The sequence below is a fragment of the Flavobacterium sp. AK-345 genome (assembly GCF_058310175.1).
Genome location: NZ_JBZEER010000008.1, coordinates 172,099 through 197,038, shown reverse-complemented (window position 1 = coordinate 197,038; position 24,940 = coordinate 172,099). Strand labels below are relative to the sequence as shown.

Annotated in this window: 13 protein-coding genes; all 13 read left to right on the top strand. The window is 36.2% G+C overall.

Going from position 1 to position 24,940, the window contains the following annotated elements; all coding sequences use genetic code 11:
* Positions 1 to 11 precede the first annotated feature (11 nt).
* The 13 genes from AC4FQ3_RS15760 (at position 12) to AC4FQ3_RS15700 (ending at position 24,853) form a co-directional block, all read left to right on the top strand.
* On the top strand, positions 12 to 1,976 hold the full coding sequence (locus AC4FQ3_RS15760) for a RagB/SusD family nutrient uptake outer membrane protein (protein ID WP_491182457.1): 1,965 nt from the start codon (positions 12 to 14) through the stop codon (positions 1,974 to 1,976).
* A gap of 139 nt (positions 1,977 to 2,115) precedes the next feature.
* Positions 2,116 to 3,819 (top strand): polysaccharide lyase, encoded by a 1,704-nt coding sequence (locus AC4FQ3_RS15755; protein ID WP_491182456.1) that lies wholly within the window; start codon positions 2,116 to 2,118, stop codon positions 3,817 to 3,819.
* 109 nt (positions 3,820 to 3,928) lie between these two features.
* On the top strand, positions 3,929 to 4,600 hold the full coding sequence (locus AC4FQ3_RS15750; RefSeq protein ID WP_491182455.1) for a DUF3826 domain-containing protein: 672 nt from the start codon (positions 3,929 to 3,931) through the stop codon (positions 4,598 to 4,600).
* Between the two features lie 134 nt (positions 4,601 to 4,734).
* Positions 4,735 to 6,393 (top strand): polysaccharide lyase, encoded by a 1,659-nt coding sequence (locus AC4FQ3_RS15745; protein WP_491182454.1) that lies wholly within the window; start codon positions 4,735 to 4,737, stop codon positions 6,391 to 6,393.
* A gap of 293 nt (positions 6,394 to 6,686) precedes the next feature.
* Positions 6,687 to 9,842 carry a DUF6298 domain-containing protein gene (locus AC4FQ3_RS15740; RefSeq protein ID WP_491182453.1) on the top strand — a complete coding sequence of 1,052 codons (3,156 nt, stop codon included), beginning with the start codon at positions 6,687 to 6,689 and terminating at the stop codon, positions 9,840 to 9,842.
* A 150-nt stretch (positions 9,843 to 9,992) separates the two neighbouring features.
* Positions 9,993 to 11,399 carry a glycoside hydrolase family 140 protein gene (locus AC4FQ3_RS15735; protein ID WP_491182452.1) on the top strand — a complete coding sequence of 469 codons (1,407 nt, stop codon included), beginning with the start codon at positions 9,993 to 9,995 and terminating at the stop codon, positions 11,397 to 11,399.
* Positions 11,400 to 11,502: 103 nt separating this feature from the next.
* The gene (locus AC4FQ3_RS15730) at positions 11,503 to 13,071 is read left to right on the top strand and encodes a glycoside hydrolase family 28 protein (protein ID WP_491182451.1); all 1,569 of its coding nucleotides are present in this window, start codon (positions 11,503 to 11,505) and stop codon (positions 13,069 to 13,071) included.
* Positions 13,072 to 13,153: 82 nt separating this feature from the next.
* Positions 13,154 to 14,071, top strand: a complete 918-nt coding sequence (locus tag AC4FQ3_RS15725; protein ID WP_491182450.1) for a glycoside hydrolase family 43 protein — start codon at positions 13,154 to 13,156, stop codon at positions 14,069 to 14,071.
* Between the two features lie 146 nt (positions 14,072 to 14,217).
* On the top strand, positions 14,218 to 16,077 hold the full coding sequence (locus AC4FQ3_RS15720; protein WP_491182449.1) for a six-hairpin glycosidase: 1,860 nt from the start codon (positions 14,218 to 14,220) through the stop codon (positions 16,075 to 16,077).
* A gap of 168 nt (positions 16,078 to 16,245) precedes the next feature.
* Entirely contained in the window at positions 16,246 to 18,996 is a 2,751-nt protein-coding gene (locus AC4FQ3_RS15715) for a glycoside hydrolase family 78 protein (protein WP_491182448.1), read from the top strand.
* A gap of 119 nt (positions 18,997 to 19,115) precedes the next feature.
* Positions 19,116 to 20,543: an alpha/beta hydrolase family protein gene (locus AC4FQ3_RS15710; RefSeq protein WP_491182447.1), complete on the top strand. Its 1,428-nt coding sequence runs from the start codon at positions 19,116 to 19,118 to the stop codon at positions 20,541 to 20,543.
* Between the two features lie 91 nt (positions 20,544 to 20,634).
* On the top strand, positions 20,635 to 23,091 hold the full coding sequence (locus tag AC4FQ3_RS15705; RefSeq protein WP_491182446.1) for a glycoside hydrolase family 95 protein: 2,457 nt from the start codon (positions 20,635 to 20,637) through the stop codon (positions 23,089 to 23,091).
* Positions 23,092 to 23,284: 193 nt separating this feature from the next.
* Positions 23,285 to 24,853, top strand: coding sequence for an MGH1-like glycoside hydrolase domain-containing protein (locus tag AC4FQ3_RS15700; RefSeq protein WP_491182445.1), 1,569 nt, complete (start codon positions 23,285 to 23,287; stop codon positions 24,851 to 24,853).
* Positions 24,854 to 24,940: the final 87 nt, after the last annotated feature.

The window sequence follows — 24,940 nt, the reverse complement described above, 5'->3', positions numbered from 1 at the left end:
TAATACTGAAGATGAAACTAAAAATTAATAAATATATAACTATAGCACTTCTCGCAGTGCTTAGTACTTCTTGTAGTGATAATTTTTTGGAAGACAAGAAAAATTACGGAAGTGTAGATGACTCATTTTATCAAAGTCAGGAAAAAGCGACCTGGTACGTTAATAACGTTTACTTCGATTATTATTCGGCTTTTAAATCTCCAAATCAAAGTTTGGTAGGATCTTTTACAGATGTATATTCTAAAATGACGGAAGAAGTAGGAGGAATACAACCTCTTATTAACCCAACAATTACATATGTAAATGCGGCTGACGGATCTGGTTATTACGGAGGAAAATTAGAAGACAAAATCAATAACGTTCCTTATAACAGAATTAGAGATTGTAACTCTTTCATCGCAGAAATCGATGTAAAAGGAGCAAATTTAGACAAGACATTTCGCGATCAGGCAAAAGGACAATTGTATTATTTACGTGCTGTTCAGTACTTTGATTTAATGAAAGTGTATGGAGGAGTTCCAATCGTTACAGAAATTCAGACACCAAATTCAGTAAATCCAGAAATTAAAGTGCCAAGAGCTACAGTAACTCAGGTTGTAGAGCAAATTGTAAAAGATTTAGATATGGCTGCAAGTTTATTGCCTGCAAATTGGGCAGGTGAATACGGTCGTGTTACTAAAGGAGCGGCATTAGCAGTAAAATCAAGAGTATTACTAACATACGCAAGCCCATTATTTAATAAAAATTGGGATGGTTCTAATGATCGTTGGGAAGCAGCATTAAAAGCTGGTTTAGAAGCAGAGACTGTATTATCAGGAGCTGGATACGGACTTTATGGAAATTCAGCAAAAGACTGGCAAAATATGTTTGCACTTGGTGCTAATGCTTTCTGTTCTGAAGCGATTACAACTCAGCTTTTAACAGTTACAAATAGCAATGTAGCAATGAATAACTCTTGGGAGAAAGCTATTCGCCCAATAAGCCAGGGAGGAACAGGTGCTCTTGAAGCTCCTAAAGAAATGATCGATTTATTTCCATTGGCTGATGGAAGAAGACCTACAGCTGCGAATTATGATCCTTTTCTTTTCTTCTTAAATCGTGACCCTAGATTTTACAGAACATTTGCTTTTTCAGGTGCTAAATGGGATTATAAAGAAAACGCTAAACCTGTTGTTTGGGCTTACACTTGGTTAGATAATGCAAAAAAAGTTTATTATAGTGATTCGAATAATGAAACAAGTCCTGCATTTGTTAGAAAAATGACAGATGTTACAGCTACTAACGCAAGTAGTTTTCAATACTCAGGAAACGATATTCTAGAATACCGTTATGCAGAATTATTATTAAATATTGCCGAATGTTATGCAGCACTTGGACAAACTGGTAATGCTACAGCTTATTTAGGAAGAATTAGAAAAAGAGTAGGAATTGATGCTGGAAACAATTACGGGATTGGAACATTGGCAGATAAATATGCAGCAATAGAAGCTGTTTTATACGAAAGAAGAGTGGAGTTAGCTTACGAAGGAAAACGTTTTTGGGATATCCAACGCTGGATGCTTTATGATAACACTACACTTCCGGGAACAACTAGCGGAAGTACTATTAGTAAATTAGGTTTACAGCCAATAAACGGGACACAACGTACAGGGAATTATTTGCAATACAAAAATACGGCAACGAGTGCCGATCCTTTAACGGCTTCCCGTGCAAGTATTTCTGTAGATCCTGACGCAGCTAGTTTTCAAACACAGTTAGCAGCTTTGGCAACATTTTACACTACTAATTTTGTACTCGCAGCACCGCCAACCCCTATGGATAATGTTAATAATGTAGCAGTTCAGATTAAATTTAATCCTAACTACTACATTATGGGCTTGCAAAATACTGTTTTATCTCAAAATCCATGGTTAACACAAACCATCGGCTGGAAAGATGCTTCAGGCGGAGAGGGAACTTTCAACTATCAGGATTAAATTAAATTATAGAAACGTCTAATCGTTTTAGATATTTCTAATACAATATAATATCAAAATAATGACAAACAATTTCACCTGTATTTCTAAAAAATACAGGTGATTTGTTTAAAAAGAATTACCAAAATTAAAAATTAGTATGAAAAATTTCACTTTATCGGCTCTTTTCCTATTGTTTTTAGGAAGTTTCCAATGTTTTGCGCAGTATCCCAAAATAAGTCCTGAAGTTCAGGCGCAATCCAAAGTTATTATGGATGAAGCTGAAAAACGTTCAGATGAAGCCTGGGAAAAAGCGCTTGTAATTATTGAGGAAGAAGCCAAACACGGTAAACCATTTATTCCGTGGGCATCTAGACCAAATGATTTACCACAGGCAGAAATTCCAGCTTTCCCTGGTGCAGAAGGAGGCGGAATGTACACTTTTGGAGGACGTGGCGGAAATATTTACACCGTTACGAGTCTTGAAGACAGCGGACCTGGAACTTTACGTGAAGCGTGCGAAAAAGGTGGAGCAAGAATAATAGTTTTTAATGTTTCAGGAATTATCAGAATCAAAAGTCCGCTAATCATTCGTGCACCTTATATTACTATTGCAGGACAAACTGCTCCTGGTGATGGAATTTGTGTGGCAGGAGAATCAGTTTGGATCAATACTCATGACGTAATAATCAGACATATGCGTTTCCGTAGAGGAGAAACTTTCGTAGGACGTCGTGACGATGCCATTGGAGGAAACCCTGTTGGAAATATCATGATCGATCACGTTTCTGCAACTTGGGGATTAGATGAAAACATGTCAATGTACAGACATATGTACAGTCCGGGTGCGGGTTATCAGGATGTAAAAGTAGGTACAGTAAATATTACAATCCAAAACAGTTTATTCGGAGAAGCTTTAGATACTTACAACCATGCTTTCGGAAGTACTTTAGGCGGAGAAAATTGTGCTTTTATTAGAAACATGTGGGCAAATAATGCCGGAAGAAATCCTTCAATTGGATGGAATGGTATTTTCAATTTTGCAAACAATGTAGTTTTCAACTGGTATAACAGATCTACAGATGGTGGTGATTATACAGCAAACTACAACATCATGAACAACTTTTACAAACCAGGTCCGGTAACTAATTTGGCCGAGCCAATTAGCTACAGAATCTTAAAACCGGAATCAGGAAGAAGTAAATTGCCTTATATGGTTTTTGGAAGAGCTTATGTAAATGGAAACATTGTAAACGGAAATGAAAAAGTAACCAAAGACAACTGGGATGGCGGAATTCAAATCGAAAATAAAAAAGGCGAATTAATGACTTATGATGAAGCCAAAGTTTATTTTGATAAAATGAAAAGTGACAAACCTTTTCCAATGCCTTGGTTTCGCCCATTTATGAAAGCTGACGAAGCGTATGAATATGTATTGAAAAATGTTGGAGCAACTTTACCAATCAGAGATAAAGTAGACGAAAGAATCGTAAGAACCGTAAAAACCGGAGTTCCTGAATATGCAAAAGGATTAGAGAAAAAAGAATTTTATCAGTTCGAACACAGACGTTTGCCGATGGATTCTTATAAAAAAGGAATCATTACAGATATTTCTCAGGTTGGAGGATATCCGGAATATAAAGGAAAACCTTATGTTGATACAGACAAAGATGGTATCCCTGATAAATGGGAGAAAAAACATGGTTTAAATCCAAATGATCCAGCTGATGCCAAACTAGATTCAAACAACGACGGATATACAAACATCGAAGATTACATTAACGGAATCGATCCAACTAAAAAAGTAGACTGGAAAGATTTAAGTAATAATCAAGAGACGCTAACAAAATCTTTACAAGATTAATAAAGAAAAAATCTCCTGAATCTGCCAAATCTGCGTAAGAAAAAAATTAGCATGCAGATTTAGCAGATCACGCAGATTTATAGTGATTGTAATTTATAATTTATTAAAAATGAAATCAATAAAAAAAATAAGTGTACTATTAATGTTATTGGTATTCTTTAATAGCATCGCACAAAAAAAAATAGATCCGGTATATATCAACGTTACCAACGAAAGAGCCGCTAAAATTGTAACCAAACTTGCTTTGGCAAATCCTGAAAAAGAAAAAACAGTTACAGAAATTATCGCACAGCAATTTAGAGACTTAAGCGAAATTCAGGATGGAAGAGATGCTGAAATTAAAAAAATAAAAGAAGACAGCAGTTTGTCTAAAGAAATACAAAATGAAAAAGTTGATAAATTAAAAGGAACTGCAGATAAAGAAATTGAAAAACTGCACAAATCTTATTTAAAAAAATTAGGAACGCAATTATCTGAAGATAAAATAATAGCAGTAAAAGACGGAATGACCTATGGCGTATTGCCAATTACCGTTGCAGGTTACAACGATATGCTGCCAAATTTAACCGCAGAACAAAAAGATTACATCTACAAAGCTTTAGTCGAAGCCAGAGAATTTGCAATGGATGGAGGATCATCTAAAGAAAAACATGGGTGGTTTGGAAAGTACAAAGGAAGAATCAACAATTATTTATCGAAAGAAGGTTACGACCTAAATAAAGAAAGTGCCGATTGGCATAAACGTTTGGAAGAACGAGAAAAAGCCAAATCGGGTAAATAATTTAAGAGTTCTTAGTAATTAGTCCTTAGTGATTAGTTAAAAATGAGTACGATTCTAAGGACTAATTACTAAGAACTAAAAATAAGATTCTAATGGAAAATAAATTTCTAAAAATCAGCATAAAGCGAACAATAATGATCATATCATTCTGTTCTTTCTTTTCTTCCGCGTATGCGCAATATCCCGAAATTCCAAAACCGCTTCAGGATAAAACCGATGCGATTTTAGCCGATGAAGAAAAAAGATTAGCTGAAATCTGGACAAGCAATTATAATATTATTCAGGCCGAAGCAAAATTGGGACGCCCGTATTTACCGTGGGCCTCTTATCCAAAAGATTTTGTTCATGCCGATATTCCTGCTTTTCCCGGAGCTGAGGGCGGCGGCGCTTTTACCCCAGGCGGAAGAGGTGGGAAAATATTTGTAGTAACAAGTCTGGAAGACAGTGGTAAAGGAACTTTTCGTGAAGCATGTGAAGCCGTTGGAGCAAGAACAATCGTATTTAATGTTTCAGGAATTATTCAGTTAAAAAAGAGAATCAGCATGCGTGCTCCGTATGTTACCATTGCAGGTCAGACTGCTCCCGGTGACGGAATTTGTATTGCCGGAGAAACGTTAGAAATTGATACACATGACGTTATCATCAGATACATGCGTTTTCGCAGAGGCGCTACAGAAGTTACCCGTAGAGATGATGCACTTGGAGGAAATCCAATCGGGAATATTATCGTAGACCATTGCTCTGTAAGCTGGGGATTAGACGAAAATATTTCTTTATACAGACATCAGTTTCAGGCCAATGATAAATCAAAACTGGAAAAATTACCCGCTTGTAATATTACCATTCAAAACACCATTTCATCAGAAGGTTTAGATACATATAATCACGCTTTCGGAAGTACAATTGGCGGATTAAACAGCACATTTATGCGTAACTTGTGGGCGGATAATATTTCAAGAAATGCGTCTATCGGAATGTATGGTGATTTTAATTTTGTGAATAATGTGATTTTCAATTGGTGGAATCGTTCTCTTGACGGAGGAGATTATCGTTCGATGTTCAACATCATCAATAATTATTTCAAGCCGGGACCAATTACACCAACAGATCAGCCAATTCGTTACAGAATTTTAAAACCTGAATCTGGATATATGAAACCACAAACATACGGAAGAGCCTATGTTGACGGAAATTATATCGTTGGTTCTCCAGAAGTTACAAAAGACAATTGGAACGGCGGCGTACAATTGGAGGATCACTCAGAAGCTGAAACTAAAAATTATTTAGAGTTAATTAAACAGCCAAAACCGTTTTCAATGCCAAACATTACAATCATGAAAGCAGAAGAAGCGTATGAATTTGTATTGAAAAATGTTGGGGCAACCTTGCCAAAAAGAGATGCAGTCGACGAAAGAATAATCAAACAAGTGCGCACCGGAAAAATTGAAGCAAAAGACGGTTTGGAAAATACAATTGGTAAGGAATTTATCAAAAGAAGATTACCAGCTGATTCTTATAAAAAAGGAATCATCACGAACCCAAATCAGGTTGGAGGTTATCCGGAATATAAAGGAAAAGCATATAAAGATTCTGATAATGATGGAATTGCAGATGCCTGGGAAAAGAAATTTGGTTTAAATCCAAATGATCCATCAGATGCAAATAAAGATGCAAACGGAGACGGTTATACCAATATTGAAAAATATTTTAATAACATAGATCCAAAAGGAAAAACGGATTGGACAAAATTTGAAAATAATACCGATACGTTATCAAAAGTATTATTGCAGTAAATTTAGAAGATAGAATAAAGAATATAGAGAAAAGATAATAAGAGTTCCGGAGGAACGGATCATATTGTAGGGATGGATTTTAATCCATTCTACACATAGTATTCGCAAATCTTTTTTCAGCTTCTAGTGTCATTTCGACGGAGGAGAAATCGCATCCAGAGAGCGACGAACTGTATGTCTTCACTTTATGTGATTTCTTCTCCGTCGAAATTACAGGATTGTGTAAATTTAGTTTGAAAATAATAATCTAAGAAATCTTAAATTTAAGAAGTCTAAGAAAGTCAAAAATAGAAATGAATTTCATTCAACTAAAAAATAGAATCTCACTTCAAAAAGATAAAATAATTTTATCTGGTTTCGCGGTGTTTTTCAGTATTATTGGAACAGCACAAAATACATTTCCAGATATCGTAAAAACCAAAGAAGGCAAACTTTCTTTCACCGCAGACGCAAAAGGAAATCAAATTCCTGATTTTTCATACGCAGGATATATGGCTTCTGAAAAAGCAATTCCGAATGTGGAGAATAAAATTTTTGTTCCGAAACAAGAAGAAGATGCAACCCAAAGAATTCAGGCAGCGATTGATTATGTAAGTAATTTAAAGCCAAACAAATCAGGTTTTCGAGGTGCTGTACTTTTAGACAAAGGAATTTTTAAAATCAGCGGAACTTTATTCATTAGAAAATCTGGAGTGGTTTTACGCGGAAGCGGAAACAATGAAAACGGAACTATTTTATTAGGAACCGGATTAAAAAGAGAAGCCGTAATTAGAATTTTAGGAATTGATGATAAAAAACTAACTGAAACTTTCGAATTCAATACAAAATATACACCACTCGGAACAAAAACAATTCAATTAAAAAATGCCTCAAAATTAAAAATGTCTGATGAAATTATCATCACAAAACCTTTAACCGCAAATTGGATTAAAGAACTAAAAATGGATCATTTTGGTGCAGAAACCGGTTGGATTGGCTGGAAAAAAGACGATTGGGATATTTCATGGAACAGAGTGGTAACCAAAATTAATGGAAATGAAGTAACACTAAACGCTCCGTTAACCATGACTTTGGATGACGTTTATGGAACTGCAAAAGTAACAGCTTATTCATGGTCGGGAAGAATCGATCAAATAGGAATCGAAAATATCCTTTTGAAATCAACTTATGATACTTCAAAACCAAAAGACGAAGAACACAGATGGTTTGGAATTAGCATCGAAAACACAAAAAATGCTTGGGTAAAACAAATCAATTTTAAGCACTTTGCAGGTGGAGCAGTTTCACTTTTAAAATCGGCACAGCAAATTACAGTTGAAGATTGTATTGCAACCGAACCCGTTTCTGAAATCGCAGGTTTTAGAAGACATACTTTTTATACCGAAGGCCAGCAAACTTTATTTCAGCGTTGTTATTCTGAATACGGTTATCACGATTTTGCTGTGGGCGGATTTGGAACAACAGGCCCGAATGTCTTTATTCAATGCGAATCGTATTTGCCTTTCAATAACAGCGGCGCGATTGGCAGTTGGGCAACCGGAGTTTTATTTGAAGTTTCATATATCGACGGTCACGCTTTAAGTTACAACAACAGAGAACAAAATGGCCGAGGCGCAGGCTGGACAGCAGCAAATAGTGTTATTTGGGAAACTTCGGCATCAAAAATAGAATGCTACAATCCGCCAACAGCGCAAAACTGGGCTTTTGGAACTTGGGGTGGCATCATGGCTGGCGACGGCCATTGGAAAGAAGTAAACGGTCATATCAATCCGAGAAGTTTATTTTATGCACAGTTAGAAAGCAGACTGGAAAAACTTCCTGTAAATCCTCATATTTACGATCTAGGTTCAGAACCTTCATCAAGTCCGGCTGTTGAAGTGGCGCAGGAATTAACTAAAAATTCAGTTGCTCCAAAAGAAAGTTTAATCGAATGGATTGCCGAGGTTTCGAAATTAAATCCAATTGATACAAAGAATTCAGGTCTTAAAAACGCGAATGATTTAAAGATAAATTCGGTACAAAATACAATTTCAAATACAAAAGTAATCGTAAAAAACGGTTGGCTTACTTACGATAATAAAATAATCGCCGGAAATCGATTAAGCGTGCCGTGGTGGAGAGGAAGTTTGAGAGATAGTGATATTTCTAAGTCATTGCCGGATATTACCAGATTTGTTCCGGGAAGAACCGGAACCGGATTTACAGATAATATAGACGAAGTTTCCGATTATTTGACAACCAAAAATATGATCGCTTTAGAACATAATTACGGTTTATGGTACGAAAGAAGAATGGACGATCACGAACGCGTTCGCCGTTTTGATGCTGATGTCTGGCCTCCGTTTTACGAACAGCCATTTGCCAGAAGCGGACAGGATTTTGCCTGGGACCAATTAAGTAAATATGACCTGACAAAATTCAATGATTGGTATTGGGAGCGCTTGTCACTTTTTGCTGATTTAGCAGAAACCAAAGGACAATTGTTAATCAATCAGCAATATTTTCAACATAATATTATCGAAGCCGGAGCGCATTGGTCGAGTTCACCGTGGCGTTCTGCAAACAATATAAACAGTACAGGTTTTCCGGAACCTCCTCCATATGCAGGAGACAAACGTATCTTCATGACAGAACAATTTTATGATGTTACAAATCCTGCAAGAAGAAAATTACATCAGGGATTTATTCGTAAATCGTTAGAAAATTTTCAGGAAAACAGCAACGTAATTCAGTTAACAAGTGCCGAATATACGGGACCGCTTCACTTTATGGAATTCTGGTTGGATGAAGTTCAAAAATGGAAAGACGAAACCAGTAAAAAAGCAATTATTGGTTTAAGCGCTACAAAAGATGTTCAGGATGCTATTTTGAATGATGCCCAAAGAGCCAAAACAGTAGACGCAATTGACATTCGTTATTGGTATTATAAAGAAGACGGATCGGCTTATGCGCCAGAAGGAGGTAAAAATTTGGCACCAAGACAACACGCCAGAAAATTAAAAACCGGAAAAGAAACAGACGATCAGGTATATCGCGCCGTTCGGGAATATCGAGAAAAATATCCTGAAAAAGTCATTTTATATTCAACAGATGGATCGTCAAGATTTGGATGGCCGGCTTTAATGGCGGGAGCGTCATTATCAAACATTCCCAAAATTGCGCTTCCTGAGTTTTATTCCGCTTTAAGCGAAATGAAATTAGTTGCCGGAAATACGTTTTCAGACAATATCTGGACATTAGAAAATACAGGAAAAAGTTATCTGTTTTACATCAAAAATGAAAAAGAAGTTTCACTTGATCTTTCTGCTTACAAAGGAGATTTTGAAGTATATGCAATTAACGCTGCAACAGGAAATTTCACTAAAAAAGCAAACATCAAAGGAGGAAAAACAGTAGTAATTCCACAATCAGAAATAAAAGAAAAAGTACTATTTATAATTAAAAAATAATTGCCCGCGGATGACACAGATTAAACAGATGAACACAGATTAGAATTAAAAATTAAATCTGCACAATCTGCCAAATCTGCGTGAAATAAAAAAAAGAACCAGTGTAAACCAGTTCAATCCGTCAAATCCGTGGCCCAAAACCAAACCAAAATGAATCTGAAAATTAAATATCTATACACCATTTGTATAAGCTTTTTGCTCACAGCGCAAAGCGGATATTCTCAATCTGCAGAAAAAACAAAAGGTGCTTTACCAAAAATTAAAGTGTCAAAAAACCAGCATTATTTCATAACCGAAGATGAAAAACCATTCTTTTGGTTGGGTGATACAGGCTGGCTGGCATTTGGAAAATTAGACAGAGAAAGCATAAATAAATATTTTCAGGATCGAAAAGCAAAAGGCTTCAATGTTGTTCAGGTCATGGTTTTGCATAATATAAACGCGGTAAATGTTTATGGAGATGCCGCCCTGATAAACGAAGATGTTTCTAAACCCTTAACCACTGCAGGAAATAATTTCAATAATAAGGATGAATACGATTATTGGGATCACGTAGATTTTACTTTGGATGTTGCTCAGAAAAATGGAATCTACGTTGCAATGGTTCCCGTTTGGGGAACAAATGTTTCAAAAGGAAATAAAGTCAGCAAAGAACAAGCAGAAAAATATGCGAAGTTTTTAGCCGACAGATATAAAAACAGAACCAATGTGATTTGGTTAAACGGTGGTGACACACACGGAAACGAGTTTATGGATATCTGGAACGCCATCGGAAATACATTAAAAACAAATAATCCCGATCAGTTGGTGACTTTTCACCCTTTCGGAAGAACCGATTCTTCTGAAAATTATCATAATGCGAGTTGGCTGGATTTTAACATGTTTCAATCAGGTCACAGAAGATACGATCAGGATTCAATTAAAACGAATTTCAAAGAAGACAATTACAAATTTGTACAGCGAGATTTAACTTTAAAACAAACAAAACCTACGCTTGACGGAGAACCATCTTATGAAGGAATTCCGCATGGTTTACACGATACTTTACAGCCAAAATGGACAGACAATGACGTTCGTCGTTACGGATATTGGTCGGTATTTGCCGGAGCTGCAGGTTATACATACGGCCATAATGCTGTAATGCAAATGTTTAGAAAAGGCGATAAACCAGCGTACGGAAACAAAGAATTATGGAATTCTGCCATCAACGCACCCGGAGCCGGACAAATGGTTTACATTAAAAAATTGATGTTAAGTTTTCCATATTTAGAAAGAATTCCGGATCAAACCTTAATCGCCAATCAAGGAGAAAAATACGATTATTTAGTGGCTACAAAAGGAGAAAAATACGCTTTGATTTACACTTACAACGGTAGAAAAATTATTCTGAATATGGGAAAAATTGCCGGAGACAAAGTAACCGTAAGTTGGTACAATCCAAGAAATGGAAAAGAAACAAAAATTGGAATTATAGAAAATAAAGGAACAAAGGAATTTCAACCATTGGGAGATAAAAAAGATGGAAATGACTGGGTTTTGATTTTGAAAACAAAATAAAGAATAACTCCAATCTTGTCATTTCTCCTCCTTCGAAATGACAAAAAACGAGAATAAAGATCTGCGCAATCTGCAAAATCTGCGTGAAACAAAACACACAAACATGAAAAATATATTAATCATTCTTTGTTTCATAACCACTTTCAACACTGCTTTCGCAAACGACGGCTGGCTGAATATCCTAAACGAAGGAGGAAACAACAAAGGAATAAAATGTACCGAAGCCATTCAAAATGCTATTGAAAAAGCATCAAAAAATGGAGGTGGAACAATTTTTTTTCCTTCCGGGGAATATTTAACAGGCGCTTTAAAACTAAAAAGCAACATCACGATTCATTTAGATTCAGGTGCGCTTTTGAAATTCTCAGACAATTTTGATGATTATTTACCGTATGTAGAAATGCGTTATGAAGGTTTGGTAATGAAATCTTTCTCGCCATTATTTTATGCGAAGGATGAAGAAAATATCACCATAAAAGGAAGAGGCGTAATCGACGGACAAGGAAAAGCGTGGTGGAATGAAGTATATAGAATTGAAAGTGCCAAAGGACCAATTCCTCAAACTAAATACCAAAAAATGTGGGAAGAACAAAACGAGGGAATCGTTTATTCTGATTATTATAAAAGAACAATTGACAAAAAGTTTTTCAGACCTTCTTTCTTTCAGGCGTATGGCTGCAAAAATATTTTAATAGAAGGTGTTACATTTCAAAATTCACCTTTCTGGACCATAAATCCTGAATTTTGTGATAATGTGACCGTAACAGGGATCTCAATTTTTAATCCGCATTCACCAAATACGGACGGAATTAATCCTTCGTCTTGTACCAATGTTCATATCTCGAATTGCCATATCAGCGTTGGAGATGATTGTATCACCATAAAATCAGGAAGAGATGAAGACGGACGTAAATATGGTAAAGCAACAGAAAATGTAACTATTACAAATTGCACGATGTTAAGCGGTCACGGCGGTGTTGTTATTGGAAGTGAAATGTCGGGAGGAATCAAAAAAATTACAATTTCAAACTGTGTTTTTGACGGAACAGATCGCGGAATTCGTATCAAAGCAGCGCGAGGAAGAGGCGGCGTTGTAGAAGATATTCGCGTCGATAATATTGTAATGAAAAACATCAAAGAAGAAGCAATTGTATTAAGCCTTTTTTACGATAAAGACACCAAAGTTGAACCTGTAACAGAAAAAACACCGATTTTCAGAAACATTCACATGAGCAATATTACGGGTTCGAATGTAAACAAAGCGGGACAAATTTTAGGAATTACCGAAATGCCAATTCAAAACATAACGTTCTCGAATATTAATATGGACGGAAAAGAAGGTTTTACGGTAAGTACGGCAACTGATGTTGAATTTCATGATGTAAAAGTAAACGCAACAGTGGGTTCATCTTTCAAAATATCAGATTCAAAAAATATCATTTTAGACAATGTTGGCTCATCAACACCAATAAAAGGAGTTCCGATTATTAAGTTGGATAATGTTTCGAATATGATGATTAATAATAATTTTCCATTTAATGCAACGGATGTTTTCATCGAAGCTGATGGAAAAGAAACTAAAAGCATTTTCCTGAAAAATAATGTTTTTAATAATGTAACGACAGCAGTTAAAAAAGGAAAAGACTTGAATAAAAAAGCAATTACAGAATAGCATAATAATACAACACTAATTTCACGAATTTACACCAATTCAATTCGTGTTAATTTGTGAAATTAGTGTTCAATTAAACAACATGAAAAAAATCTTCATCATACTAGCTTTCTGTCTTTTTGCGATTAGTTATTCGCAGAAAAAGAAAGATTTATATCTTTTTACGTCGTTTAGAGAACCGGCAACTGAAGGTTTGTATCTGGCTTACAGCGAAGACGGTTACAATTGGAAAGGTCTTGAAGGATCATTCTTAAAACCAGAAATCGGCGCGAGTAAAATCATGCGCGACCCATCTATCACAAAAGGAGCCGACGGAACGTACCACATGGTTTGGACAACGGATTGGAAAGGCGGAAATGGTTTTGGATATGCGAGTTCGAAAGATTTGATTCATTGGTCAGAACAAGAATATATTTCGGTAATGAAAAATGAACCAGAAGTTGTAAACGTTTGGGCGCCTGAAATTTTTTATGATGATGTCAAAAAAGAATATATCATTATTTGGGCATCGACAATTCCGTTTCGATTTGAAAAAGGAGTTGAAGAAGAAAAAAATAATCATAGAATGTATTATATAACAACCAAGGATTTTAAAACATTCTCAGATACAAAATTGTATTACAATCCGGGTTTTAGTGTGATCGATTGTGTGATTGTCAAAAAAAGCAAAAAAGATTATGTTTTGGTTTTGAAAGACAACACAAGACCTATGCGGAATATAAAAGTCGCTTTTGGAAAATCACCTTTAGGGCCATTCGGAAAAATTTCTGAGCCATTGACCGAATATTTATCAGAAGGACCAACTGTTGTTAAAGTTGATAAAAATTGGCTTTTATATTATGACAATTACGGTTCAAAAAATTATAAAGCTTTAAGTACTTCAGATTTTGTTCATTTTGATGATGTTTCTTCAAAAATAAGTCTTCCGGAAGGACACAAACACGGAACGATTACAACAATTTCTGATGAAGTTTTAAAAGGATTAATTGAAAAGAAATAAAACACAAATTTCACAAATTTTCACAGATTAGATTAATTAAAAATTGAGAATTAAAAATTAAAAATCTGCTTGATCTGCTAAATCTGCGTGAAAAAATTACTCTCGCAGATTTAGCAGATCAAGCAGATAAAATAGAGATTAATACAATGATTACTTTCCAAAACATAAAAACCAACATCATAACTACAGCCGCAATTCTTTTGATTGGTACAGCTGTAAATGCGCAAAATGACACCGTGCGTTATGTTGGTAAAACACTTTCAAATGTAGATTATCATCACGGGCAATTAAGTCCGGCGGTTGGAGTTCACGCTACACAAATTATGCGCGCAAGCCGTGAACATCCGGAAAAAGCAGATGGTTTTGGATGGACATACAACCACCAGCCTACAATGGCGTATTGGAATGATACTTTTTATCTTCAATATTTAAGTGATCCTGCAGGAGAACATATTCCACCAAGTCAGACATTAATAATGACTTCAAAAGATGGTGTGAGCTGGAAAATGCCAAAAGTAATTTTTCCTATTTATCATATTCCTGATGGATGGAAAAAAGAAGGCGTAGAAGGCATTGCCAAAAATCTGGATGCGATTATGCACCAACGAATGGGTTTTTATACTTCAAAAGACAAACGACTTTTTGCTTTGGCATATTACGGAATCGCCATGGATGAAAAAGACGATCCAAACGACGGAAAAGGAATTGGACGTGTGATTCGTGAAATTAAAAAAGACGGAAGTTTTGGCGAAATTTATTTCATCAGATACAACAAATCATGGGATAAATCGAAATCGGCTTTTCCTTTTTATACTCAGGCAAAAGACAAGGGTTTGAAAAAAGCCTGTGAAGAAATCCTTTCAGATCCTTTGATTTTACAGCAATGGGTGGAAGAAGCCGATCGCGATGACGAATTAATTCCGTTGAAAAAGCCTTATAAAGCGCTTAGTTCGTATCATTTACCAAACGGCGATGTGGTGGGTTTATGGAAACACGCTTTGACTTCGATCAGTAAAGATGGCGGAAAATCATGGGAATATATGCCTGTTCGTGCGCCCGGTTTTGTAAACAGCAATGCCAAAATCTGGGGACAAAAAACATCTGATAACCGTTATGCGACTGTTTATAATCCATCAGAATATCGTTGGCCTTTGGCAATTTCAACAAGTGATGACGGATTAAATTACAAAGATTTATTATTAGTTCACGGCGAGATCAGTCCGATGCGTTATGGCGGAAACTACAAATCAGCAGGACCGCAATACGTTCGTGGAATTTCTGAAGGTGACGGCATTCCTGACGGAAAACTTTGGGTAAGCTACAGCGTAAACAAAGAAGATATCTGGGTAGCGTCGATTCCTGTTCCGGTTACTAGTGTTGTTACAGAAAATGCAAATGATATTTTTAATGAACTTCCAGACGGACAAGAATTAAAGTTATGGAATACCTATGATTTATCTTGGGCTTCAACTAAAATAGAAAAGAAAGATGGTAAAAAATGGCTAACTTTAAGAGATCAGGATAATTTTGATTATGCTCGTGCAGAACGTGTTATTCCGTTTGCAGAGAAAATGGAAGTAACTTTTACAGTTAAACCAGAACAAAATAATCACGGTTTATTGCAGGTGGAATTTCAAAACAAACAAGGTTTACCTGCCGTAAGATTAACTTTTGATTCAGACGGACAATTGAAGACAAAAACCGGTGCGCGTTTTAATACAATCGCCAAATACGAAGCCGGAAAAGAATATAAAGTAAATGTGAAACTGAACGTTAAAACACGTTCGTACACGATAAAAGTAAACGACGAAAAAGAATCAACAAGAATATTTTATGCTCCGGTAGATGGTTTTGAGAGAATTATGTTCCGCACAGGTGAACAAAGATATTCTCCAAATCCTGATACAGCACCGGACACGGATGATTATGATGATCTGCCTCAAACCGGAAAATTAATTCCCGAAGCAGTTTTTAATATTCAGTCGTTGATTACGAAAAAGTTGTAAAAAATATAGAACGCGGATGACACGGATTCGCTAAAGCGAAGACGCGGATAAAAACGGATTTTTTTATTTTAATGAGAATAAAAAATCAATTTTAAAAAATCCGTTTTTATCCGCGTTTTTACGAAGTAAATCCGTTTCATCCGTGTTCAAAAATCTCAACAATAAGAAATGAAGAATTTCAAAAATATAGTATTAGTAATTTGTCTTTTAGTAACGTTAGTTTCTAAAGGACAAATTTTGCCCGTACATCTAACCACAGAAATGGCTGATAATCCATTAGCAGTGGTTCAAAATCAGCCGAGATTTAGCTGGCAATTGGTAGCAAACGAATCAAATGCATCACAAATTGGCTATCAGATTTTGGTTGCTTCATCCGAAGAAAAACTAAAAACTGACGAAGGTGATATCTGGAATAGCTTGAGAGTAAATGCTACTCAAAATTTGCATATCGCTTTTGGTGGAAGCCCTTTAAAACCAGAAACCAAATATTTTTGGAAGGTTAAAGTTTGGAATCAGGAAGGTGAAATGTCGAAATGGAGTAGAACCGCTTTTTTCAGAATAGCTCCCAACGAATCCGATTTAAAACCAATTTGGATTGGCGCGATTACAAAAGCAGATAGCCATTTACCAGAAGGAAGAAATTACCACTCGGCAACTTATAAAAGAGAGAAAAAAGATGCGATAATTAATACTTCGGATTCTTTGTCACGCAGAAGTATTATGCTTCGAAAACCTTTTAAGATTGCAAAAGAAATCAAAGAAGCTGTAGTTTATATTTCAGGTTTAGGGCATTATGAATTAACAATTAACGGGAAGAAGATTGGCAACAGCGAGTTTACGCCTTTATGGACAGATTATGACAAAACGGTCAATTACAATACTTATGAATTATCGGCAAAAGAATTGCAAAAAGGAGAAAATGTAATTGGTGTACTTTTAGGAAACGGAATGTACAACACGCTCGCCGAACGATATACCAAGTTTTTTGTGAGTTTTGGTCCGCCAACTTTATTTTTCAAAATGAAAGTGGTTTACAAAGATGGCTCTGAAGAAATCATAAAATCGGATGAAAGCTGGAAATACAGCAAAAGTCCAATTACCTACAACAGTATTTTTGGAGGAGAAGATTACAATGCCAACTTGGAACAAAAAGACTGGAATGAAAAAGGATTTAAAGATTCAAACTGGAAAAAAATTGTCGTTCAGGAAGCGCCAAAAGGAATTTTAAGAGCACAGACTGCACCGCCCATTACGATTCAGAAACAATATGATGTTGCGTCATTTAAAGAACTTAAGCCTAACTTTTTTGTTTTTAATATGGGACAAAATCTTTCGGGATTTACGACTATAAAAGTAAAAGGAAAAAAAGGACAAACCGTTCGCGTTTGGGTTGGCGAAGGGTTAAATGAGGACGGAACTGTTGGTCAGGGAAGATCGGGAAAACCGTATTATTACGACTATACTTTAAAAGGAGATGGTGTAGAAGAATGGCAGCCGAAATTCAGTTACTACGGTTTTCAATATGTGCAGATTGAGAACATCAATTATAAAGAAACGAAGGATAAAAACTTGCCGACGCTGCTGGATTTAAAATCAAATTTCATTTATAATTCCGCTGGCGAAGCAGGAACTTTTGAATCTTCAAATACAATTTTTAATAAAGCGCATGAACTGATCAATAACTCAATAAAAAGTAATTTTCAAAGTGTTTTTACCGATTGTCCGCAACGTGAAAAATTGGGTTGGCTGGAAGAAATTCACTTAAACGGACCGGGTTTAATGTTCAATTATAATCTCGAAAGTTTTATTCCCGCAACGATGCAAAACATCTCAGATTCGCAACGAGAAGACGGTTTAATACCGACAATTGTTCCTGAATATGTGGTTTTTGGAGGCGATTTTACCGATTCACCGGAATGGGGTGTAACCGGAGTGATTCTGCCTTGGATGTATTATGAATATTATGGCGATGCTTCTTTATTAGAGAAATATTATCCGGTAATGAAAAAATACGTGGATTATTTAGGAACAAAAGCAAAAGATCATATTGTGTCGCACGGTTTGGGCGATTGGTACGATTACGGAACGCACGCGGCGGGATATTCAAAAAATAGTCCGATTGCACTTTCGGCGACTTCGCATTATTTTTATGGTGCAAGTTTGGTGGCAAAAGCAGCAAAATTGTTGAACAAAACAGAAGATATTTCGGAATATGAAACTTTGGCTTCTGATATTAAAACCGCTTTCAATAAGGAATTCTTCAATCCCGAAACCAAACAATATGGCACAAACAGCCAGTTTAGTAACGCTGTTCCAGTTTATATGGATATTGTAGAACCACAATATAAAGCGGCTGTAATGCAGAATTTATTAGCAGATATAAAAGCAAAAGGCGACAGATTAACAACGGGCGATGTTGGAAATCGTTATTTGTTTCAGGCTTTGGCGCAAAATGGCGAAAACGAGACGATGTATAAAATGAACAATCATTACGATGCACCGGGTTATGGTTTTCAGATCAAATTTGGGCTGACTACTTTAACCGAACAATGGGATCCGCGCAAAGGAAATTCATGGAATCACTTTATGATGGGACAAATCGAAGAATGGTTTTACCAAAGTTTAGCCGGAATTGTTCCTGATCCTGAAAATCCGGGTTTCAAACATTTCTTTATTCAGCCTCAAGTGGTGGGCGATATGACTTTTGTAAAAGCAACTTACAAATCTGTTTATGGAAATATTGCTTCGGAATGGGAGAAGAAAGATGGTAAATTAATTCTGAAAGTGGAGATTCCCGTGAATACATCGGCAACCATAAAATTGCCAATTGCAGCGGGTACAGAAGTAAAAGTAAACGGAAAAGTAACTAAATACCTGAGATTTGAATCAGGAAAATATACAATTGAATGTAAAATATAAAAATAAATTGGCACACAGATCAAACGGATTTCAACAGATGAACACAGATTTTTTTTTTAACTATCAAAATAAAATCCGCTCAACCCGCGTCATCCGTGTGCCAATGTCAACAACAAGAAATGAAGAAATTAAAAAACATAAGAAAGGCAATATTATTTTCAATTTTTGCATTGACATTTGCAAATGCGCAAATAACGTCTGATGAAAATTACAGAAAACCAGTTTCAGAAACCTTAAAAAAGATTGAAACTATTTTTCATGTGACAATCAACGACGATCGAGGTTTATTAAAGGGAAAAGAATTAGATTATGCAGATTGGAGAATTGAGCCAGGAAATTTACCAATCTCGTTGACGAATATTCTGGCGCCGTTTGAATTGATGTATTTCAAACAGCCGGACGAAACTTACATTATAAGAAAATATGAAAACCATAAAGTCTCGGTTGATAAAGGGAAAGAACGTTTGTTTTATTTGGAAAGCCTTTATTCGACCAAGCAAGAATGGGAAAAACGTAAAACGGAGTTAAAAGCTTGTATGATTACATCATTTGGTTTAGACAAGGCGCCCCCAACACCAAAGTCTAAGCCACTTTTAACCCCAAAAAGAATTTATAAAGATTACAGTGTTGAAAATATCGGATTGGAAATTCTGCCGGGCGTTTATGTAACAGGTTCGATTTATAAACCGTATCCTTTCAATAAAAAAGCTCCGGTAATTCTAACTCCGGATGGGCATTTTGGAGACGGAAGATATAGAAAAGACGAACAATATCGTTGTGCAATTCTGGCTAAAATGGGCGCAATTGTTGTGAGTTATGATTTGTTTGCGTGGGGAGAATCTTTGCTTCAGTTTCCGGAACAAACGCATAGAAATAGTATTGCATCGACGGTTCAGGTTTTAAGCGGAATCCGTTTATTGGATTATTTATCGACTCAAAAAAATGTTGATATGTCACGTGTTGGCGTTACAGGCGGATCGGGCGGTGGATCTCACACTATGTTTTTGGCGGCAATCGATGACAGAATTACGGTTTCTGCTCCGGTTGTAATGGTTTCGTCTCATTTTTCTGGAGGATGTCCTTGTGAAAGCGGCCGCGGAATTCACCTTTGCGGAAACGGAACAAATAATGCAGAAATTTCAGCCATGATGGCGCCAAAACCACAATTAATTGTTTCTGACGGAAAAGACTGGACATTGGCAGTTCCGGAATTAGAATTTCCTTTTATCCAAAGAACTTATGAATTGTACGGTAAAAAAGATTTGGTAGAAAACGCTCATTTTGCAAAAGAAGGACATGATTTTGGAGTATCTAAACGTATGGCTTTGTATCCGTTTATGGCGAAATATTTAGGTTTGGATTTGAATAAAGTCAAGAACGATAAAGGCGAAATCGACGAATCGACTTGTGTGATTGAACCTTATGATAAATTGTATGTTTTTGGTAACAAAGCTGAAAATTTACCAAAAAATGCGCTGAAAGATATCGACAAATTATATGAAATGTTTGGCGAGAAAAATAATAAGATTTATGAAGTTAAGAAGTAAGATGTAAAAGATAGCCACGAATTCACGAATTATTTTAAGCCAATTTTAATAATTAAAAATTCGTGAATTCGTGGCTAAAAAAATATACTCTATGAAATTAAAAAATAAAATAGCTGCGATTTGTGTTGGAATTTTTTCGTGTGCTGTAACAGCGCAAAGTAATAGTGATTTAAAACTTTGGTACGATAAACCAGCAGCAATCTGGAACGAAGCTTTGCCTTTGGGAAATGGTCGTTTGGGTGCGATGGTTTTTGGAGATCCGGCGGTGGAGCGTTTACAATTGAATGAAGAAACCATTTGGGCGGGTTCACCAAACAGCAATGCACATACCAAATCGATAAAAGCTTTGCCAATTGTTCGGCAGTTAATTTTTGATGGAAAATTTGATGAAGCACAAGAATTGGCTACACAGGATATTATGTCGCAAACCAATGACGGAATGCCGTATCAAACTTTTGGAAGTGTTTATATTTCATTTCCGGGACATCAAAAATATACCAATTATTATAGAGATTTAGATATTGCCAATGCTACGGCAAAAGTAAAATACACGGTTAATGGCGTAGAATTTACCAGAGAAATTTTAACTGCTTTTTCAGATCAGGTTATTGCGGTGAAACTTTCGGCAAGTCAACCAGGACAAATTACCTGTAATGTTTTTATGAATAGTCCAATTGATAAAACGGTTGCTTCAACTGAAGGAAACCAAATTATACTTTCTGGTTTGGGGACAAATTTTGAAGGGGTAAAAGGAAAAGTGAAATTTCAGGGAAGGTTAACGGCTAAAAATAAAGGAGGCGAAATTGACACGAGCAACGGCGTTTTAAGCATTAATAAGGCGGATGAAGTAACGCTTTATATTTCGATCGCGACGAATTTCAAAAATTATCAGGATATTTCAGAAGATGAAATTGCGAAAAGCAAGAGTTATTTGGCGAAAGCCGAAACAAAAGATTTTGAAACGATAAAAAAAGCGCATGTCGATTATTATCAAAAATTCTTCAACAGAGTTTCTTTTGATTTGGGAACAAGCGACGCGGCTAAGAAACCAACCAACGAAAGAATCAGAGATTTCTCGAAACAATTCGATCCGCAATTGGCGAGTTTGTATTTTCAATTTGGGCGTTATCTTTTAATTTCGAGTTCACAGCCGGGCGGACAACCTGCGAATTTGCAAGGAATTTGGAATGATATGGTTACCCCGCCCTGGGACAGTAAATACACCACAAACATTAATGCCGAAATGAATTATTGGCCTGCACAGGTAACCAATCTTCAGGAAATGCATGAACCTTTTGTTCAAATGGCAAAAGAATTAAGCGTTACGGGTGCCGAAACAGCCAGAATGATGTACAATGCCAGCGGTTGGGTTTTACACCACAATACTGATATTTGGCGTATTACCGCTCCGGTTGATTCTGCTGCATCTGGAATGTGGCCAACTGGCGGTGCCTGGGTTTGTCAGGATTTATGGGAAAGATATTTATATACAGGAGATAAAAAATATCTGGAAGAAATTTATCCTATTATGAAAGGAGCAGCAGATTTCTTTCTTGATTTTATGGTTATCGATCCAAATACAAAATATTTAGTTGTAGTTCCTTCAAGTTCACCTGAGAACACACATGCGGGTGGAACCGGAAAAGCGACAATTGCTTCCGGAACTACAATGGATAATCAATTGGTTTTTGATTTGTTTACACATGTTATTGAAGCTTGCAAATTGGTTTCACCAGATGCTGCTTATGTAAAAAAAGTAAGTGAGGCGCTGGCAAAAATGCCTCCAATGAAAGTGGGAAAACACAGTCAGTTACAAGAATGGCAGGACGATTGGGATAATCCGAAAGACAATCACCGACATGTTTCGCATTTATACGGATTGTATCCAAGTAATCAGATTTCGGCAGTGAAAACTCCTGAATTATTTGAGGCAGCAAAACAATCTTTGATATATAGAACAGACGAATCGACAGGATGGTCGATGGGCTGGAAAGTAAATTTATGGGCCAGATTATTAGATGGAAATCATGCTTATAAACTGATTCAGGATCAACTGCATTTGGTAACGTCCGACCAAAGAAAAGGTGGTGGAACTTACCCAAATATGTTAGATGCGCACCAGCCGTTTCAAATTGATGGGAATTTTGGCTGTACTGCCGGAATTGCCGAAATGCTGATGCAAAGTCAGGAAGATGCCATTCATTTATTGCCGGCCTTACCAGACGTTTGGAAAGATGGAAGTATAAAAGGTTTGGTTGCCAGAGGTGGATTTGTAATTGATTTGACATGGAAAAACAATAAAGTTTCTGAACTAAAAATTTATTCTAAAATTGGAGGAAACTGTAGATTAAAAATAGAGAATACTTTAAAAGGATCGTCGCTTAAAAAAGCAAAAGGAAAAAATCCGAATCCGTTATTTTATGATGTTGAAGTGAAGAAACCAATTATTTCAGAGAAAGCAAATCTTAAAAAAGTAGTATTGCCAAAATATAATGAATATGATGTTCAAATGAAGGCAGGGCAGACTTATACTTTTAAAGGGAATTAGGTTCTCCTAACAGGTTTTTAAAACCTGTTAGGTATAAAGTAGCAAGTCCAGTTTGTCATTCCGAGGAACGAGGAATCCCCGTTGCTGGGTCGACAAAGATTGGTGCTTTTGATTGTAGAGTTACTTGCGGAGATTCCTCGTTCCTCGGAATGACAAACTAATCGCAGAAAAAGAATTAAATAAAAAAAGAATAATGTTACATCATTTTAAATATAAAATAATTGCTTTTATAATTCTGATTTCAACTTTAAACACAAGTTGCAAATCAGGAATCAATGCTTCTAAAAAAAGCTCAGCCGTTATTTTAAAAGAAAAAAACTTCAAACATTATGTTGATTATTTCAACACCATGGAAGATGAAAATTTAAAATTTGCGATTCCGAATGATTCTGCCTGGGTTTGGATGGAAAAGAATATTCCGTTGTTTGAATGTCCGCAGCAGAATTTTGAGGAGATTTATTATTTTAGATGGTGGAGCGCGCGCAAACATATTAAGAAAACTCCGCAGGGATTTGCGATTACAGAGTTTTTGGTAGATCGTTCTTATGCCGATAAATACAATATGATTAGTTGTGCGTTGGGACATCATATTAATGAATTTCGATGGGTTCATGATCCGCAATATTTGGAGCAGGATGTTCATTTGTGGTTTAGAGGAAATGATGGCAAACCGATGAAAAAGCTTCGAACTTTTAGCAGTTGGACTGCAGATGCTTTGTACAACAGGTATTTAGTAAATAAAGACGACAAATTTTTATTGGATATGTATCCGGATTTGGTTGCAGAATATGCAGCTTGGGAAGGCGACAGAAAACGAAAAGACGGCTTATTCTGGCAGTTTGATGTAAAAGACGGAATGGAAGAATCGTTGAGTGGTGCCAGAAAATTTAGAAATGCGCGCCCAACAATTAATAGTTATATGTTTGGAAATGCAACTGCTTTGGCGAAAATTGCAAAGCTAAAAGGCGATGCCAAACAAGAAAGTTATTTTGAAGCGAAAGCAGATACGCTTCAAAAATTAGTAGAAACAAAACTATGGAATCCTAAAAGTGAATTCTTTGAGACCTTTACAGAAAAAGATACATTAGCGCAGGTTCGGGAAGCCATCGGATTTATTCCGTGGTATTTTAATTTACCACAGAAAAATAAAGGTTTTGAAAAAGCGTGGGAACAAATTAAAGATGAAAAAGGATTTTCGGCGCCATTTGGTTTGACGACGGCTGAAAGAAGAAGCCCTCGTTTTAGAACGCACGGAACTGGAACTTGCGAATGGGACGGTGCAATTTGGCCTTTTGCCAGTTCGCAAACTTTAACGGCTTTGGCGAATGTTTTAAATAATTACGATCAGAATTTTGTTGCGAAAACTGATTATTTCAAACAAATGAACTTATATGTAGAATCGCAATACTATCGCGGAAGACCTTATTTAGGTGAATATCTGGACGAAACAACAGGATATTGGTTAATGGGTGACAGAGAAAGAAGCCGTTACTATAATCATTCGACTTTTAATGATTTGATGATTACTGGTTTGGTTGGTTTACGTCCGAGAGTGGATGAAAAGATAGAAGTGAATCCGTTGATTCCACAGGAAAAATGGGATTGGTTTTGTTTGGACAATGTTTTGTATCACGGCAATATTATTACGATTCTTTGGGATAAAACGGGAGAAAAATATCATAAAGGAAAAGGATTCAGGATTTTTAAAAATGGTAAGGAAATTGCGGTTTCTGAGAAGCTAGAAAGATTGGTTTCGGAGTAAGAATTGGCACGCGGATGACGCAGGTAAAACGGATTGGCGCAGATTTTATTCTTGTTTTTGTGATTTCTCCCTTTGGAAGTTACACAC